Source organism: Maribacter polysiphoniae, assembly GCF_003148665.1.
Classification (GTDB): domain Bacteria; phylum Bacteroidota; class Bacteroidia; order Flavobacteriales; family Flavobacteriaceae; genus Maribacter_A; species Maribacter_A polysiphoniae.
In genome coordinates this window covers 392,086-409,489 of the sequence record NZ_QGGQ01000004.1, presented here as the reverse complement: position 1 = coordinate 409,489, position 17,404 = coordinate 392,086, and the positions used below count along the sequence as shown (strand labels likewise).

Below are 17,404 nucleotides of genomic sequence, written 5' to 3'. Positions count from 1 at the left end.
TATTGGGATTATAATCGTGAATGTGTGAGGATATTTGCCAACCTATAGTTCAGTTCCATTAAATAATCGCCCATACTAGGGCCGTACCACCCCATCAAACGGGCTTCATACGTATCGTAATAATAATATTTCGAGGGAACGATATAGCCAAGATATTGGCCGTTAAAACTCGTCATGGCGGAATTATAGCCTTTTAGTTCCAAGGCATTTTTGAGGTCTATCCCATATTCACCACTCAGTTCATAGGGCATGGCGATCCATATCAGGTTATTTAATCGTAGTCCTTGTATATAAACCGATTTTAATTCAGGCATCAACAGTCGACTTGCCGCCGGGGAAAATCTTCGGCTGTCTGACACATAGAAAGCCTGTAATCGGGGTATTTCCAATTCAGGGGAGATGACAGATAGATTCATGATCGAATCATATTGCATTTTGTTAAGTGTTGCTTTTGCGGAGTCAGCCAAAGTTTCTCCGATATATTTCACCTTATCGAACTTTTTGCCTTTTCCTTTGTTTGATTGGCTGCCTACCGTACCGGCAAAAAACAGGGCATAATCGATTCCCTTGGCTTCAAGACCTCGCTGAAAGTAGCCAGGGTAGTCGGCGCTGAACGTATCGTTCCAAGGGCCAATTGTGGTGGCATGGGCCGAAAAAATACCAGCGACGGCATGTTTCCCATTGTCTTGAATGATTGATAACAGGGTAAATTTTGAATTGAGACGGCCGGTTTCACCAATAATCCGATTTCGTACCAAGTGCGGCATTTGTACATATCCGGATCCAAATTTTGAGGGTTGTTTGTCGTCCAATGCTTTTAAAATAAGGGAGGTGAATTTATCACTGAGCCATTGAACCACCTTAGGGTTGAATTCCCCGCCAAAACTTTCCCCAACAAAACCGGGTATACAATTGCCTATACTGGCATGGGTATGCGTAGCACCAAAAAAGAGTTGTTTTCTTGAAATCCTATTTTTTAGATTTTCCGAAACTTGAAGTACTACCGATTCGGGAATCAAGACCATATCGGCACTTATTAGTACTATTTCCTTGGTATTGACCTGAAGGGAAATGGCCTTTGCATATAATGGGTCGTGAGCACCTTTTGCAATTTTTCCGTCCCCATAACCGGCCATTCTTATGGCATTGAATTCCCCTTTGGTATCATCGGCGTTGCCTTCAACGATTTTCGGGGTAATATTCACCTTGGCGAAACCTGAATAGAGCAAGCCTTTGGCTTCAGTCATGCTTTTGACTTCGCTATCCATGTTCACGATGGTGTTTTTGTAATAGTCCGTTTCGAAATACGGAGTATTGTCAATAGCCCTTGTGGCAAAAATAAAGAGGAAAAGGAAGATGACAAGGAGGGTCGCAAAAACCCTTAAAAGTCGCCGATGCCATCTTTTTGTTTTCATTTATTGAAGTTTTACGGGGTCAATGACCACATATTTGACCGTTTTCCTGTTCCACGTATAGACGATATGTATTTTTCCGTCCTCAGCTTGTAAAGCGGTGGGATAGGAATATTCCTCTCCTTCCTTATCCGTATTCTCGCGTAAGGGTTCCAAGTCGAGCACCCGGTCCCAGTTTTTGCCATCCTTTGAAAGTCCAATACTCAAAGGTACCCGGTCACCCCAATTTTTATCGGTAGGGTTATACACCAGAAATTGTCGTCCATCTAGAAGGCTGGTCCCATCGATTCCTGAATTTGGGTTCGGTAACGAAGTAGCCGTCATGGCGCTCCAGGTTTTTCCATGGTCATCGGACCAGTTTTCACTTACAACACCATTTTTGGTACGGCTCAATACTTGTAACTTTCCGTTTCCGTAATTCAATATCACAGGTTGTATGGCCCCAAATTCCTCTGGTAGGTTCAAAGGTTTCGATTTGGTCCATGTGTTTGCACTATCCATACTATACTCTAAATGAACGGTCCAATCCCCGGAAGTGGTTTCGTTGCTCGATGGGGACAAAATGGTTCCATCGGCCAGTTGAATCGGTTGGTTTTTTATGGGGCCTAAAATGCCTTTAGGAAGTTCTGTCGGTTCTGACCATGTTTGGCCATTGTCTTTAGAGGTCATATAAAGTCCCCACCATTCTTGTGGACTGGGGCCTACCTTATAAAACAAATAGAGCGGCTTTCCCTTAGGTTTGAATAAAACAGGATTCCAACACGGGTAGCGGGTGCCATCTTCCTGTACCCCATTGATGATTTCAATAGGGGAAGACCATTTTCCGTTCGTTCTACGAGCGACCCAGATGCCTACATCCTTGTTTTTTTCCTTGGTGCCACCAAACCAGGATGCGACGATCACCCCATTACTTACGGCTACCGTTGAGGCATGACACTCGGGTGTGGGTGCCTTGTCTATCTCATAAATGAATTCTTCGGTGATCACGGCTGGGTGGTTTAAGGGAACGACCTTGGGTAATTGGGGAGACTTTTCCTTACAAGAGAAAATCATTAATACCAGGGCGAAAAAAGTAAATTGTCTCATACCTTTTGGATTTGAAATTTTATATATTACAAATAACACCTTAATCTAAACACAAGGCTACTTGAATATTATTCGAAACACATTAAATATTGTCTATAGCTGAATGTTTTTTCGGTTTTAATGGTATTGGGTGTTAGGATAGTTGAATTATTTCTGTTTTTGAAAACGCTCCATGATTTCCCTCCAATTGGTAAATATTATCCCTTCATCCTTGAAAAATTGGATGAGTTCCGGGTCGGAAAACATTTGTGCCTCCCAAGAGCGTTGTTGCCAAGAGTTCGTAATACCCTTTAAGTTTTCGGTAAGCACCGATGGATGGAAAATGATTTCGGTAAGTCCGGAATCCAAGGAGCCAATAAGCTTTTTAAAGTTGGCGATTTTTTCGGGATAGGTTTTGGCCTTGGGAACACTGGTGAAATAATCGAGTTTAGGTAGGCTATACGCTTCGGTCATCCTAACCACACTATCATCCATGGGGTAACCTTGACTTCTGAACTCTGCCAGTACTTTTGGATTGGATATGTCTATTATATTGGCAGGTATGCCATATTCCTGTGCGACCTTCATATAGACTTTTACGTAGGAGGGATGTCCAAATAAGGTGCCCATGTGGGTGTCGATATGGTCTGGCCGATAACCCCAGGCCAAGGATTGTTCTATTTGCGCCCTTATTTCCTTTTCAATTTCTGTCGCACTGGCATGTTGCACTACTTGGGGTACCTCATGCCACATTTTATGTTCCTCGTCCAATAGTCCCGGTACTTCGGATTTATCCGATACAGTGCCCCAGCGATACGTTTTCCATTCGCTGGTCAAGGTAAGGTGAAGGCCTATGTCCAATTTTTGGTTTTCCTTGGCCCATGATATGAATTCCTGGGCGTTGGGGCATGGAATCATTACCGCAGCGGATTGTATGACCCCGTCAGTCAATTGCTTCTTTGCGGCAATATTGGCTTCGGGGCACATGCCGATATCATCGGCGTGTAGTAAAATGACTTTTTTATCCGCTGGCCAACCCAATTTCTCCGCCCAGGTACTGGGGTTTTTATTGATTTCGGAGTTTGCCATCGTGGTTTCGGGAGTAGTGGTAGGGGTCTTTTTCTCCTTGCATCCTGAGAATAGAATCAAAAAATAGAGAATGGTTGTTAAGTGCTTGTAATTTTTCATTTTTTTTATAAATATTGATTAAACCAATCCAATCCATCACCGAAAATAATATCAAGGGGAGCATCCCTATGTTTGGCATCGTACCAAATTATTTCTTTTTCTTTTTTGGCTTTTCTGTAAAGTAATTTACTCATAATAGGTGGTACGATCTCATCGTTTTTTGCATTTAACATTAACAAAGGCCTCGGTGAAATATCGGCTATGAAATTGAGGGGTTCAATGATGCCGAGAAAGTCTTTGACCTCCTTCGTAGCAGCCTGTTTCCCATACAATAAATTCAATTGCCCCCCTGCCAATGCCAATACAGGGACTTTTACCCGATCGTCAACACTGCAAAATATGGAGCCGATGATACCCCCCAGACTAATGCCATAATATCCAATTTTACCGGGGTCGAGCTCTGGCTTTGTCTCGATTAGGTCTATCGCACGTCGCAAATCAAAAACAGTCTGACTAACGATATTGCGTGTCCAGTATTTGTTGGGACCTGTGAGGTCGAAGTCATAGAAGTCTTTTTCCCTATCACCATGTGCGCTAATATCTATACGCAATACGGCATAACCATTTTTAAGGAAGAGTTCGTTCCCATATGCGACGTAATCAACGGCTTTGTGGTCTCCAAGGCCGTGCATGAGTATAATGGTCGGCAAGGGTTTTGAACTGCTCTTGGGGATACTTAATAATCCGTTAACCCTTTGATCATGGATACTGGTGTACGAAATGCTGAACATTTGATAATCGGTAGTATCCAAAATTATATGTGTCGTATCCTTCAGCGGAATGGCTTTGTCGTATTCATAATAATCCGAAACGGGAAACGTGGTACTTGGGTCAAAAAACAACTTGAATACCCCCAAGGCGGCCAAGCCCATTAGGCTTATACCGATTAGCCAATTACGTTTGTTTTTAGAGTACTTCATCATCGTCGGCCAAATACATACGGGTGCTCTTGGTATAGGTGCCACCGTTGGAATCTTTGTATTCGAGGTCAAGATAAAAGGCCTTGAATCCTTCTTTTGGGAATGGGATTCGCTCTTGTACCTCCCCATGGCCGGAAAATTCCACAGGTATGGAATCCCATTTTTCATCCCTAAAATCACGATCCTCGGAATTGGCTGACCAAAGGAAGGCCGATGTTAGGTTTTCATCATCGGATCCAACTTTTAATAGCGCCGAGGATTTATCGGTTGAAAGCTCATATTCCAAATCGGCATACGGTTTTTTGGCTAACGTTCTGCCCCAAAAGGCACTGAGGGCTTTCAATGCTTTTTCTCCCCCATTGAGGTTATGTCCGGCATTCGGGGTGTAATGTATATAATTCTCACCCGGAATATCATTGATATAATTCTTAATGGCATCAACCGGCCAATATTCATCATTGGTGCCGATAAATATAATTTTGGGCATGGTCAATTGATCACGATAGGAGTATGGGTCGATCATTTGGGTTAGGGCATTGCCATCTTCGGTATTGACTGTTTGGGGAATTTCAAGTTTGATATAGTCATTGATTTGTATACTGTACTCTTTCCAGGCCTCAATATGGTAATCAAGGCTTATCGGCATATTGAGTACATCGATGACCATGGGTCCGATGGCTTCTACACGCTCATCACTGGCCCCGGTCAACCAAGTCGTCCATCCGCGTTTTGATGCCCCTGTGACCGTAAATCGGGATACGGGATGGTGTAGTTTCTTCTCAGAGAATTCTTGAATGGCATCCATACCGCGTACTGCGCTTTTGACCATAGGGAATAGGAGTGGCCATGATAGATCCTTATCTTTCTTATAGTTATGTAAGGTATAGGAAATCAATTGGTCTTCAACTAAGTCCCCTTCATATAAAGGTTGCATGGGCACCTGTCGCAAAATGCCTACGATTGCCTTGTTTTTTTCGGCAATCTGGGCCATTGCACCACTTTCGCTTCCGGTTTTCTCTTTTGATTTCCAATTGGGCATACCATTGGATTGACTTCCTCCTGTAATAAAAAGTAATGCCCCATCGTAATTGATTTCTGCTGGTACCATAAGGGTCAATTGGTGTTTCCAGGTGAATTCACGCCATTTTTGCGAGGTTAACAAAAGGTCGTAAGCGGTTACACCCCCTATGGAAAAAGAATCCTTGACTACCCAATTGTAGGTGGTATCGCCATTTTTCAAATAGCTTTGCAATGCGGTTTTTGGGGTAGGCTTGGATTCCGTTAAGGAAAGTGAAGCCATCGTATCTTTATTGGACTTACTCGTATTCTTACATGACCATATTAGCGTAAAGGAAAGGGTAAGGGCAAGGATCCCATACCTGTGTACAAATGAGTTTGTTGTCATTGGGTATCTGTTTTTTTGGGTTTTGGACTATTATTAATTAAATCGAGGGATGCCGATATGAGTATTTCACCGGTCATCTCACCTAAGCTGGTTCGACTGATGTATTTGTATCTTTCAAAACTGTTGAAGTCTTCCTTGGTCAAAATGTAGCCAAAAGCATCATTGGTCAGACCAAAAAGAAAGGGGTGGCCGGTATTCATTTTGCGTTTTAGATAAAAACCGATATTGGGCAAGGCCTCACCGGGTATGGTCAATATTTGTGCGCTACCTATATTTAATAGGTTGATCGTTGTTTGAATTGATTGTCCATCGGAAGACCCCATACTCAGAGGGGAATTTTTTAGGATAAAGCGCAACATGGCTGATTCAATGGGGAATGCTACCTTTTTGTATGTACAGAGGATATCCGCGTTCTTTTGTACTGGTGCGTCCTTTACAATTCGTAATGCTTCAGAGGCCAAAAGATTTCCTATGCGTATACATTCTTCCCAATTACCGGCTTCCTTACCATCGGCCAAACGATTGTCGGCGGTGACCATACCTCCTTGGGCACCGTTCATGAAAATGCCCATTCCACCGGTTTCCGCTTCTATCTTTTCGTTTAAGGGACCCACCAGATCCGGACTCAATATGCCTCGGTTGCTGCCAATAACTTCAGGGTGAATGGCATAGTTTACAAGGGTGACAATGGGTTTGCCCTTGTTCTTTCCTTGAGTGCCAATAGCCTGGATTACACCACAACGGGGGTCGTAGAGGTCAGGGGCATAATAGTTGTAAGCGATTTTTCCTTCCGCTTTCCCAACAGCTATCTTTAATTGGGCAGGTTCTGTATTCTTGAGTGCTTCCTTAATGGTTTCAGCCACTTGGACGGTACACCAATCCAGGTATTCAAGGTCCGCACCATGGATGCCTTCAGAATTAGGAAAGGCATAGGCATCGGGAGCGCTGTGTGTATGCGTCGCACCTATAAGAATGTTCTCGCTTGGTATCTCCTTGATCAGACTCCTTGATTTGTTTCCGAGAGCGGCCGGCCAACCCAGGTTGTCAATGGATACGATCGCTATTTTTTCGGTGCCCTTCGTCAAAACCATAGCGCGAACATAAAGATCGCCTTTCTTGATTTCTGCAGGTTTGGGGAGTCCCACACCACCAGAAACAGGAAGTAAGGGATTTGGTGTCAATACACGTTTGGCACATCCGACTTTTAAGTCTTGCGCACCGCATATAAACACAAAAAACATTAAGTGGACTATAAGTAAGAACCTTCTGTTGAAAATATACCTGCTGTGCCGATAACAAATTGGATTTGTTAAATATGACAAGTCCTTATTGATTTTCATAAAAGTGTCAAAATATTGATATGTTTTGTAAAATTAATCTTTAAAAAACAACTGCTGGGTTAAGATATGTTCATTAATTAATAAAATAATTGAATTATATTGAAGTAATTGGATATAAATTTGAGGATATTGTGATTTTTATTTAACAGTTATATAACTCAAAATTAAGACTGGTGTATCAAATTATATCCAGTTTTGCGGAGGCATTAAAATCAAATTCAGTTATGAGAAAAAAGTATGTATACCTATTATCAGGACTCTGTTTTTCGGTATTATTGACCATAGTGTCCTGTAATACTGACGACGATGAGGCAAAAAGCGTTATTCCGTTTACCGCTGATATTTATCATTCTGTAAAAGGGAAGAAAGTTGCTTTCCATGGCTTGACAAATAATGCGGCATCATGGAAATGGGATTTTGGGGATGGTACGGAAAGTAGCGAACAAAACCCGGTTCACGTCTATGGGGAAGCAGGTTATTATACTGCGGTTCTTACGGTGACCGATAATTCGGGTGCAACTATAGCCAAGGAGGTTGAACTGGCATTGGATATTACGCCATATGTGCTTTTGACAGGTGGTGCCAATGATACTGATGGTAAAACATGGCGGATATCAAACGGTCATTCGGGGAATGATTATTTTGCGAATTCAGATGCCGATTTATCACCTTTTGAAGGGGCACCAAATCCATTGCCAGGGGGAATCTTCGGATCTGGACTAGGAATGGCTGAAGTATATGAGGACGAGTTTACTTTTTACTTTGATGGAAGTTATGGCCATGATGTAAAGGATGATGGTGCGGCTTTTAGTGGATTGTTATATCAATTTGTGACAACCGGAGGCGCAGGTATCGTAAATGATGGAGGTAGTGATTTTGGTCTTTGTACTGGATTGTTTGAACCTGAAACGGATGCAACCTTTACATATGCCGAAAATGATACCATGACTACATCGTCGGTGTATGGCGAAGGCGGTGCAATTTCCTATGAAGGGGTCACCACGCTTGATTTTTCAGGGAATGAGTTTATTGGCCTTAAGGATTTTGAGAATAAGGTAATCCTTCAGGATATCTCATCGAATTCCATGCGATTGGTCATGTTCTTAGCTGCATCCCAGGACTATATAGGGATAAATACCAACGCGGTTATATTGACCTTTGAAACGGTTGAGTAGACAGAAAGCGTTTTTTAAACCAAAACTAACAATAACCAATTTATACTAAATCGATTATGGATAAGCACTTTTATTATTACACTAAGAAAAACATCAAGCGGTTTTCTGCTTTGTTTTTTCTGATGTTCCTGCTTTTCGGCATTCATTCCGTATGGGCCCAAAGTACCATTACGGTGACCGGAACAGTCGTGTCTGAAGAGGATGGTATGCCTTTGCCGGGGGTCAGTATTGTATTAAAGGGTACTGCTATAGGAAAGACTACCGATTTTGACGGTAATTATTCCATTGAAGTACCTGCAACCGGAACCTTGGTCTTCTCCTATATTGGATTCATGTCCCGTGAAGAAGCGGTAAATGGTAGAACAACAATTAATGTTACTATGGCCATTAGTGCCCAAGCCTTGGATGAGGTTGTGGTTACCGCCCTTGGTATAAAAAGGGAGGACAAATCATTAGGGTATTCGGTAGAGAACGTGGCTGGCGAGGAATTGACAAGGGTCGCCCAAGAGAACGTCCTGAATTCGCTTTCAGGTAAAGTAGCCGGGGTTTCGTTAAATGCAACTGGAGGAACCGGGTCTTCGGTAAGTATGGTCATTAGGGGGGCGATTTCACTGAGCTCTGACAACCAGCCGCTTTTTGTGGTCGACGGGGTACCCGTGGTCAACGGCCTGAATAATATTGGAGGGTTTGGTGATCGAAATCCGGTGGATTATGGTAATGCCATTTCTGATTTAGATCCCAATAGTATTGCCAATGTAACTATATTGAAAGGGGCCAGTGCGGCTGCCTTATATGGTTCAAGGGCTGGTAATGGGGTGGTATTGATAACCACGAAGAAGGCTGAGAAAAACCAAAAGATGAAAGTTAATATAACGTCCAATACCGTTTTTGACGTTCCGTATAAGTTCTTGGATGCCCAACATAGTTTTGCTTCGGGTTACTTGTCTTATTCCCCGGAATCCCAAGGAGGAAGCTATATTATGCCCGATGTGTTGCCTACAGGAGGTAATGGGGGGCCAGAATTGGATAGGGGGTATTTTGCGGTGCAATGGAATTCCCCTAAGGATGCCAACGGCAATCCCGTACCCACGGAATTGAAGTCCTATCCCAACAATATACAGAATTTTGTGCGTACGGGGATTACAACGACCAATAGCTTGACCATAAGCAATAGTTCGGACATAATAAATTATAGATTGGGGGTAACGGCCATGGATAATATCGGAATCATTCCAAATTCGGATTTAAAGCGTAACAGTATATCATTATCCGCTACTTCCGATTTGAACGATAAGTTGATGGTTAGTACCAATATTAATTATGTCAACAGTTATGCCAATAATAGGCCGTCTTCGAATAGGGGTACCAACCCTTTACAATGGGCATATGCCGTACCGGCGAACGTTAATATCCTGGATATAAAGGATTATGATTTACCAGGTGTTGAGGTGTATAATTTTTCTGAAGACTATGAGAACCCATGGTTTTTGGCCAATGAAATAAAGAATAGCTTTTCGAGAAATAGGATTTACGGAAATATTGCGTTGGATTGGAAAGTGTCCCCTGATTTTAATATTAGAACCAGTTATAACCTGAACAGTTATAACCAAACGCAGGAGACCAAAATGGCACCGGGCTATACCAGGGAGAGTAACAATGGTACTTATGGTATTGCCAAGACCGAGGGGTTAGAGACCAATATTGATTTTTTGGCCACTTATGCCAAGGATTACGATAATTTTGATTTTTCAATTTCAGCAGGGGGCAACCTGATGTATCAAAAGAACACAGGACTTGTCAATTCATCCGCTAATGGGGCAGGACTTACGGTCCCTAATCTTTTTACGGTGGATAACATTGCCTCAGGGACATTGAATTATTCGAGCTTTTTGACCGAAAGGGCCATCAATAGTGTTTATGGTATTGCCGATATCGGATATATGGACTTGTTATACCTTAGTGTAACGGCCAGAAATGACTGGTCAAGTACACTACCGGTTGATAACCGTTCTTATTTCTATCCTTCAGCCTCGTTAAGTTTATTGGTAAGTGAATTGATCGATATTCCTAAAGTGGACCTTTTTAAACTTCGCGGTGGATGGGCAAAGGTAGGTAATGATACCAATCCGTACCAATTGGGGGTTTATTACAATAATGCTGGAGAATGGGAAAATGCCACGCTTTACGGTGGGCAGACCGGGTTGAATACCCCCGACTTGGAACCAGAGGAAGCTACATCCCAGGAATACGGTGTAGATCTGACCATGTTCAATAACAGACTTCGCTTTGAAGGAACCTATTATACCGTTGAAAATAAAAATCAAATAGTACCGAACATTCCTATAGCAGGTTCTTCGGGCTTTAATAGTGTGAGCTTGAATGCAGGGGTATTGGAGAGTAAGGGCTTTGAAATCTCCATGGGTTTTACACCGATTAAAACCAAAAATTGGAATTGGGATATCAATGTGAACTATACAACCAACGAATCCAAGATATTGGCCTTGTCCGATGGGGTTGATTATATTGAGTTTTGGAGTGATAATAAGAGTGTTTCCAGAGGCTTCGTTGCTAATCCGGAAACTGGGGAAGATGGTTTGGTAGGGAATATATATTCCCGGAAAATAAAGAGGGTTACCGATGTTAATTCACCCTATTACAATTACCCTTTTATAGGGGAAGGGGAAGATGCCGAATGGCTTGCCAATGAAGATGAATGGTTTAAGGTAGGGAATTATAATCCCGATTTCATTATGGGCTTACAAACCGGACTCACCTATAAGAACTTTTCCTTGAATATGACTTTCGATTGGCGTTCTGGCGGACAGTATATGTCCCAAACCTCAAGATATATGGTAGAGGATGGTTACGGTCAACAACTATTGGATAATTTGGTTAATCCAGGCATATCGGAAGCAGGACCGGAATTGAAGCAATGGGTATTAGATCATGCCGATGAGGTTCTTTACGCCGAAAATTTCCATTCAGTGGGTGGTACGCCAGGTAATGGTGGTTTTGTTGAAAATCTATCGGGACAGGCCGTTTATGATGGGGTTTTCGTTCCTGGGGTAAGGGGTTCATATGACGATGCCGGAAACTTTATATTGGAGCATGAGAACCTTGGTGACGCCGGAACCGATTTTATACCGTTTTCGGTAAGTAACCCTTGGGATTTTGGAACCAATCATATGTTTGATGCCGACTTTATCAAATTAAGGGAAATTTCATTGGGGTACACTTTGCCCAGTAAATTCGTTGAACGAATGGGGATTGATAACCTTAATTTTTCAATCTATAGTCGAAATATTATGCTTTGGACCAAAGACTCGGCTTTTGGTGTAGATCCAGAAAGGGCCTTTCAGGCCGAAACGAGCAGTGGAAATAGAGGTACACAGTTTAAACAAGGTATAGAACGTTATAATGTAGAACCTTGGTTGGTTCCTATAGGTATTAAAATCGGCGTAACTTTTTAATTAAAAATTAAACAGAATCATGATGTATCAAATTAAAAATAAAATAGTCGTTTTGTTCTTAGGGGGTATTCTCCTTGTCGCCTGCCATGGTCTGGAAGATTTGAACGAGAATCCAAATGCTGCGGGGCAAGAGAAAATCGACCCTAATCTTTTAATGCCCACAGTTATCAAAGGAACGGGTAAGACTTTCGTTGGTCTTGGTTTTGGGGATTTGGCAGGGGTTGTACAACATACCCAAAAAGATGGCTGGTCAAGTGGCCATAATTCCTATGACTGGAGTAATGATTCCCATAGTTGGAAAGATTATTATGCCCTATTGAAGAATAATCAGACAATGATTGAAAAGTCCGAGACCGATGCCCTTGACTTTCAACTAGGCGTAGGGTTGGTTTTGAAATCCTATCTGTTTGGCCTAATCACCGATTTGTGGGGAGATGCTCCTTATTCTGAGGCATTAAAGGGTGATTTGGGGTTTGAGTATTTCGATTCGCCTTTTGATGAGCAATCATCAATTTACCAAAATATATTCTCCGATTTGAATAGGGCCAATACCCTCTTGTCCAAAGATGAAGGTGCCTATTTCGGAATTGAGGATAAACAGGATATTTTATATAATGGAGAGGTGTCAAAATGGCGAAAATTCGCCAATTCATTGGCCTTGCGCTATTACATGAGATTGTCGGAGAAAGAACCTACCTTGGCACAACAGGGAATCGCCAATATAGTGTCAAACCCAAGCAAGTATCCTTTGATATTGGATGCTGAGGATGATGCCAATATGGCTTATATAGGTAATACGAGTGATGATTCTTGGCCTACCAACACAAAGTTTGATGAGAGCTCACAAGGGGCCTATTTCAGGATTAAAATGGCAAAAACCTTGGTCGATGCCTTGCAGGAATTGGACGATCCCCGACTGGGGGTTTGGGCCAATAAAGTAGCAGAGCCCATAGTACTCGAATCTGATGTTCCCGATGATTATGATGAGGTAATTGATGGTGAGCGTCACGTGTCACAGGCCATTGTTGATGCCTATGAATCATCATATGGTTTCCCAGTTGATTATGATAAGGAATATATTGGTTTGCCAACGGGACTCACCCTTGGGGCTGCCTATAATCTAAGTGAGGATGTTAACCAAGGAACCTTTAACAAGCATGCCTCACAATTAAACGATATCTATAAAGAGGCTAGTGGACCTTTGCTACAAGCGCGCTTAATATCCGCTGCCGAAGTGAATTTTGTACTAGCGGAAGCAGCTGAGAAAGGCTGGGCTTCGGGGTCTGCCGAGCAGTACTATAATGAAGGGATATTACAATCTTTTAAAGCTTGGGGGGTTGTAGATGATTATGGCGATTACATTTCCGGAGCCGCGGCTTATTCCGGTTATGATGATATTCTTGAGCAAAAATGGATAGCAAGTTGGTCTGCTGCATCAGAGGCTTGGTTCGATTATAGAAGAACGGGACTTCCTGATCTACAGCCCGGCAAGTCGGCCAAAAGAAGAGCATTGCCACTTCGATTTTATTACCATATCGATGAATTGGACAATAATACGGAAAATGCCGAACAGGCCGTCAATAGATTGGAGCCCACGGAATTCCTGGGGGATGATTCCAGTAATAATAGCGCATGGTCCAAAATGTGGCTTTTACAAGGAACGAACAAACCGTACTGATGATGGTTTGATTCCCGGATTACGTTATAAAAGGTGCTTCATAGGAAGCACCTTTTTTTTGATAGCAGGGTGCAGGTTGAAACGTATTTTGACGGATGGGGTGCTTCCTATCTTTTCTGCAGTTAGATGGGGTTAACCCATAAAGGGAAAAAAGGGTTTCGGTGTGTTTTAATGAATAAGTACCGAAAAGGACGTTGGTGTTTTTTTACCCCATAAATGGTATATGTTAGGTTGCAGGCCCCAAAGGGTTAAAATATTATAAGTTTACTATAATATTATGGTGGTATAAGGTTGGGTTTTAGTGTTAATTTGTTTGATTACAAATGAATAGTCTTTGGAACAACTACAGGGGGAAATGATATCGCTTTAGGTGATTTCCTAAATTGAAAACAAAGGTTTTAGGTAGTAAGACCATCAATCGGATTGAATTACCAAAATAGGAATATGATTGGGGATAATCGGCTGCATTCAAGAAATTATGGGTGTTACAAGGTTACATCATGGATATGGGCCGGTCAAAAAAACAGGATTGTATGAAAAGGGGTATGATAAATAAATATGGCGTTGCCGTTCTTCTCGTTTTGATAATCACCCTGTCCGTCGTATTTCGTTTTGAAATTTATTTCGAGAATGCACTTACCGGACTGCCGGAATCTGATTTTGAGGTGGGTGTCTCAATATGGAGAATAATTTTAGAACCTATATTGGGGCCATTACTCTTTTTTAACCGTTCAATTTATGCGCTTCGGGAATTGCCGATGTTATTCTTGTGGGTGTTGATTATTTATCTTGTTTTCAGTGGAATATTTGGGCGCGAGGGATTTAAAAAGAAAAAAATAGGGAACGCATTGGTCAATGTACTTCTGTTGGCAGGAATTTGTTTTTCGATGTTCGCACTCATTTTATTCGTTCCATTGCCCAATAATACCATTGTAAACAAGTCCGAAAACGCTGTTTTGGTAACAACCCATGCCCATACCGAATATAGTCATGATGGACTGATTTCCCAGAAAGGTATGTGGCGGTGGCATCAAAGAAATGGTTTTGACGCTTTTTTTATTACAGATCATGCCAACCATAAAAAAAGCCTGGAATTTGCCCAGGCACAACGGAAAGGTGCATTCCCCATGTCACCTTTGGTCCTGGTCGGTCAGGAGCATTCCGGGAGCAATCATATGAGTTTATTGGGACTTGACGGAGCATTCGAAACAAAAGGAATGTCAGACGGGGCCGTAATGGATTCGGTTCATCGGCATGGGGGAGTGGTAATTATAAACCACTGGTTCGATGGTAAGGGAAAAGAAAAAGAGTTTTATCGCAATCTAGGGGCTGATGGTTTTGAAATCGAGAATGTAGGGAGTGACCTCTATTATGACCGTGACCTTTTTGAAAAATTAAGGAAGTTTTGTAGTGAAAATGACTTAATAATGGTTGGTGGACTCGATTTCCACGGTTATGGTAGGGCATGTTCGGTTTACAATGCCTTAGAAATACCCAATTGGAATACTATGGATCCGGATTCCAAGGAACAGGCGATTTTAACCCTTCTAAAAGCAGGTCCCCAAGAAAAAATAAGAATACTGGTATATAAGGACCGACCCTTTTATACCGATTCAAATCTATGGTTCAGACCTTTTTTGACCGTAATTGATTATTTCAGGACACTCAATCTTTTTCAAGTCGTTTCTTGGTGTTTCTGGGTACTATTATTTAGTTTTTTGGGTAAACGAATAAATACCCTAAAAGTCGATTTTAATCAAAGGATCATAATACTGGCGGGTATAAGTGCCCTTTTTCTGATGACCTTGGCCTTGGTATATTATTTTAAGGACAAAAATATAAGAGGCTATAGTGACATGTATTCCGAATACATGGTAATCTTGGGGCCTGTGGGTCTAGTTTTTTTGCTAATCACCTTATTGGTGGGATATAGACGTTTTTTTAAATCAATTCATAAAACAGCATAGTTGTGGGAATGAAAGGTCTTAAAATAGCGTTTTGGGCATTGGTCTTTTTGTTGGGCATAGCTTATTTCTATTGGTTTCTTCCCGTTTGGGGAATTCCTTTTAATGGGCAGCGACAAGGGAACCCACCGCTTACTCCGGCTTGGGCATTGGAATGCTGGCTTTGGGAAGACGATGTCAATACTTCGGATTATGTCGATGAATTATTAAGGGGATACAAGGAGTACGATATCCCCGTTCGCACTGTTTTGTTGGATAGCCCATGGTCGGTGCGTTATAATGATTTTGAGATTGACACCATAAGATATAAAGATCCGGAGGTTTGGTTTCCCAAATTGCAGGATGAAGGGTATCGCATTGTGCTTTGGATGACCCCAATGGTCAATAGTTACAGCAATGACACTAGGGTCATGGAAGATAGAACATGGTATGATGACAGCATGGAGAAAGGGTTTTTGGCCAAGTCGAAATCACCTAATGAATGGTGGAAAGGCGAAGGGGGCTTTATCGATTATTCCAACCCCAAGGCCATGGATTGGTGGCGGGGATTACAGCAAAATGTCTTTGATTTGGGTATTGATGGATGGAAATTGGACGGCGCAGCGACTCTTTTTTACTCGGAAATCGGTGCGTTACCTTTTTTCTATAAAAAAACGAGTTCAGGATGGATGTCCACTAGAACTTATATGGACCATTATTATCGTGATGAGTATACCTACGGATTAACACAGAATCCTGAATTTTTGACGCTCTCAAGAGCTATCGACCGTGGGTACCATCCGGAAGGGTTTGCGCCTATCGATGCCTCACCCGTCAACTGGGTCGGGGATCAAAAACACGAATGGGTGACCGATAAAATGATTAAGGAAAATGACAACCCACGGAAAGATATTGCTTTAAAAGGGGTACAGGGTTTTGAATCGGCTATTGATAACATCCTTAAAAGTGCCAAACTTGGCTATAATATTGTCGGTTCCGATGTGGGAGGGTTTTCTGGGTCAACCATTCCACCAAGACTTTATATACGATGGGCACAGTTTTCCTCTTTTTGCGGATTATTCCTTAACGGGGGACATGGGGAACGGCGCCTATGGAAAAGAACCGATCAAGAATTGCGGATTATTAGAAATTATGCATGGTTGCACACAGAATTGGTCCCCTATATGTATCACTATGTGATTAGTGCCCATAATGGGGGACGAAAATTACAGACACCTTTAAAACAGGGTAAATACCAATATATGTTCGGGGATGATTTTTTGATTGCCCCAATTTATAAGGATACCGGTCTTAGGGAGGTGGTGTTGCCTGAAGGTAAATGGCGTTATTTTTTTGATGATACTACGTTATTGGAAGGACCCCTTGAATTTGAAAGGGAATTTCCACTTCACGGATTTCCGGTTTATATCAAAGAAGGTGCTATTGTTCCCATGGATGTCAAAAGGGAATACACCGGTTTGGGCGACAGTGGTTCGGAAGGCTTTATAACGGTTTTGATATATCCCGAAGGAGATAATACGTTCACATATTATGATGTGGAAACGTCAAGGGAAACGATTATTTCCTATGAGACTAAAAACAGGGGGCTAAACATAAGTTTCAAGGGAGGTGAATTATCCCATATTTTAAGAATACATTCAGAAAAGGCTCCCCAAACAATAACCTTGGATAACAGGGATTTGCCACAACAAATGTGGAAATATGACCCAAAACAAAAAAAATTGATAATAAGATCAGCAGGTCATTTTAGCAATGGTGCGTATAGAATCAATTATTAAAACAGGTAA

General features: G+C 42.0%; 11 protein-coding genes. 5 read left to right on the top strand and 6 right to left on the bottom strand.

What is annotated here, in order from left to right:
• Positions 1-8 precede the first annotated feature (8 nt).
• The 6 genes from LX92_RS11565 to LX92_RS11540 all read right to left on the bottom strand — a co-directional run bounded on the left by LX92_RS11565 (position 9) and on the right by LX92_RS11540 (position 7,231).
• Positions 9-1,415 carry a neutral/alkaline non-lysosomal ceramidase N-terminal domain-containing protein gene (locus LX92_RS11565; protein WP_109650661.1) on the bottom strand — a complete coding sequence of 469 codons (1,407 nt, stop codon included), beginning with the start codon at positions 1,413-1,415 and terminating at the stop codon, positions 9-11.
• The gene (locus tag LX92_RS11560) at positions 1,416-2,498 is read right to left on the bottom strand and encodes a sialidase family protein (RefSeq protein ID WP_211315861.1); all 1,083 of its coding nucleotides are present in this window, start codon (positions 2,496-2,498) and stop codon (positions 1,416-1,418) included.
• A gap of 147 nt (positions 2,499-2,645) precedes the next feature.
• The gene (locus LX92_RS11555) at positions 2,646-3,665 is read right to left on the bottom strand and encodes a polysaccharide deacetylase family protein (protein ID WP_211315860.1); all 1,020 of its coding nucleotides are present in this window, start codon (positions 3,663-3,665) and stop codon (positions 2,646-2,648) included.
• 5 nt (positions 3,666-3,670) lie between these two features.
• Positions 3,671-4,588, bottom strand: coding sequence for an alpha/beta hydrolase (locus LX92_RS11550; protein ID WP_109650659.1), 918 nt, complete (start codon positions 4,586-4,588; stop codon positions 3,671-3,673).
• Positions 4,572-5,990 (bottom strand): PhoPQ-activated pathogenicity-related family protein, encoded by a 1,419-nt coding sequence (locus tag LX92_RS11545; protein ID WP_211315859.1) that lies wholly within the window; start codon positions 5,988-5,990, stop codon positions 4,572-4,574. Before LX92_RS11545 ends, LX92_RS11550 begins: the two co-directional genes overlap by 17 nt.
• Entirely contained in the window at positions 5,987-7,231 is a 1,245-nt protein-coding gene (locus tag LX92_RS11540; RefSeq protein WP_109650657.1) for a hypothetical protein, read from the bottom strand. The genes LX92_RS11545 and LX92_RS11540 overlap by 4 nt, the downstream gene beginning before the upstream one ends.
• A 323-nt stretch (positions 7,232-7,554) precedes the next feature.
• Here LX92_RS11540 and LX92_RS11535 point away from each other — a divergent pair, with 323 nt between their 5' ends.
• The 5 genes from LX92_RS11535 (at position 7,555) to LX92_RS11515 (ending at position 17,395) form a co-directional block, all read left to right on the top strand.
• A complete protein-coding gene (locus tag LX92_RS11535; RefSeq protein ID WP_109650655.1) occupies positions 7,555-8,505 on the top strand; it encodes a PKD domain-containing protein in 951 nt (316 codons plus the stop codon).
• A 56-nt stretch (positions 8,506-8,561) separates the two neighbouring features.
• Positions 8,562-11,975, top strand: coding sequence for a SusC/RagA family TonB-linked outer membrane protein (locus tag LX92_RS11530; protein WP_211315858.1), 3,414 nt, complete (start codon positions 8,562-8,564; stop codon positions 11,973-11,975).
• A gap of 19 nt (positions 11,976-11,994) precedes the next feature.
• Positions 11,995-13,653, top strand: a complete 1,659-nt coding sequence (locus tag LX92_RS11525; protein WP_211315857.1) for a SusD/RagB family nutrient-binding outer membrane lipoprotein — start codon at positions 11,995-11,997, stop codon at positions 13,651-13,653.
• A gap of 533 nt (positions 13,654-14,186) precedes the next feature.
• Positions 14,187-15,620 carry a PHP domain-containing protein gene (locus LX92_RS11520; protein WP_170117836.1) on the top strand — a complete coding sequence of 478 codons (1,434 nt, stop codon included), beginning with the start codon at positions 14,187-14,189 and terminating at the stop codon, positions 15,618-15,620.
• Between the two features lie 8 nt (positions 15,621-15,628).
• Positions 15,629-17,395 carry a TIM-barrel domain-containing protein gene (locus LX92_RS11515; RefSeq protein ID WP_109650650.1) on the top strand — a complete coding sequence of 589 codons (1,767 nt, stop codon included), beginning with the start codon at positions 15,629-15,631 and terminating at the stop codon, positions 17,393-17,395.
• Positions 17,396-17,404: the final 9 nt, after the last annotated feature.

Coding starts and splice junctions, on each gene's coding strand:
- LX92_RS11545 (WP_211315859.1), bottom strand. CDS start 5,990: ATGACAACAAACTCATTTGTACACAGGTATGGGATCCTTGCCCTTACC.
- LX92_RS11530 (WP_211315858.1), top strand. CDS start 8,562: ATGGATAAGCACTTTTATTATTACACTAAGAAAAACATCAAGCGGTTT.
- LX92_RS11560 (WP_211315861.1), bottom strand. CDS start 2,498: ATGAGACAATTTACTTTTTTCGCCCTGGTATTAATGATTTTCTCTTGT.
- LX92_RS11540 (WP_109650657.1), bottom strand. CDS start 7,231: ATGTTTTTTGTGTTTATATGCGGTGCGCAAGACTTAAAAGTCGGATGT.
- LX92_RS11565 (WP_109650661.1), bottom strand. CDS start 1,415: ATGAAAACAAAAAGATGGCATCGGCGACTTTTAAGGGTTTTTGCGACC.
- LX92_RS11525 (WP_211315857.1), top strand. CDS start 11,995: ATGATGTATCAAATTAAAAATAAAATAGTCGTTTTGTTCTTAGGGGGT.
- LX92_RS11520 (WP_170117836.1), top strand. CDS start 14,187: ATGAAAAGGGGTATGATAAATAAATATGGCGTTGCCGTTCTTCTCGTT.
- LX92_RS11515 (WP_109650650.1), top strand. CDS start 15,629: ATGAAAGGTCTTAAAATAGCGTTTTGGGCATTGGTCTTTTTGTTGGGC.
- LX92_RS11550 (WP_109650659.1), bottom strand. CDS start 4,588: ATGATGAAGTACTCTAAAAACAAACGTAATTGGCTAATCGGTATAAGC.
- LX92_RS11535 (WP_109650655.1), top strand. CDS start 7,555: ATGAGAAAAAAGTATGTATACCTATTATCAGGACTCTGTTTTTCGGTA.
- LX92_RS11555 (WP_211315860.1), bottom strand. CDS start 3,665: ATGAAAAATTACAAGCACTTAACAACCATTCTCTATTTTTTGATTCTA.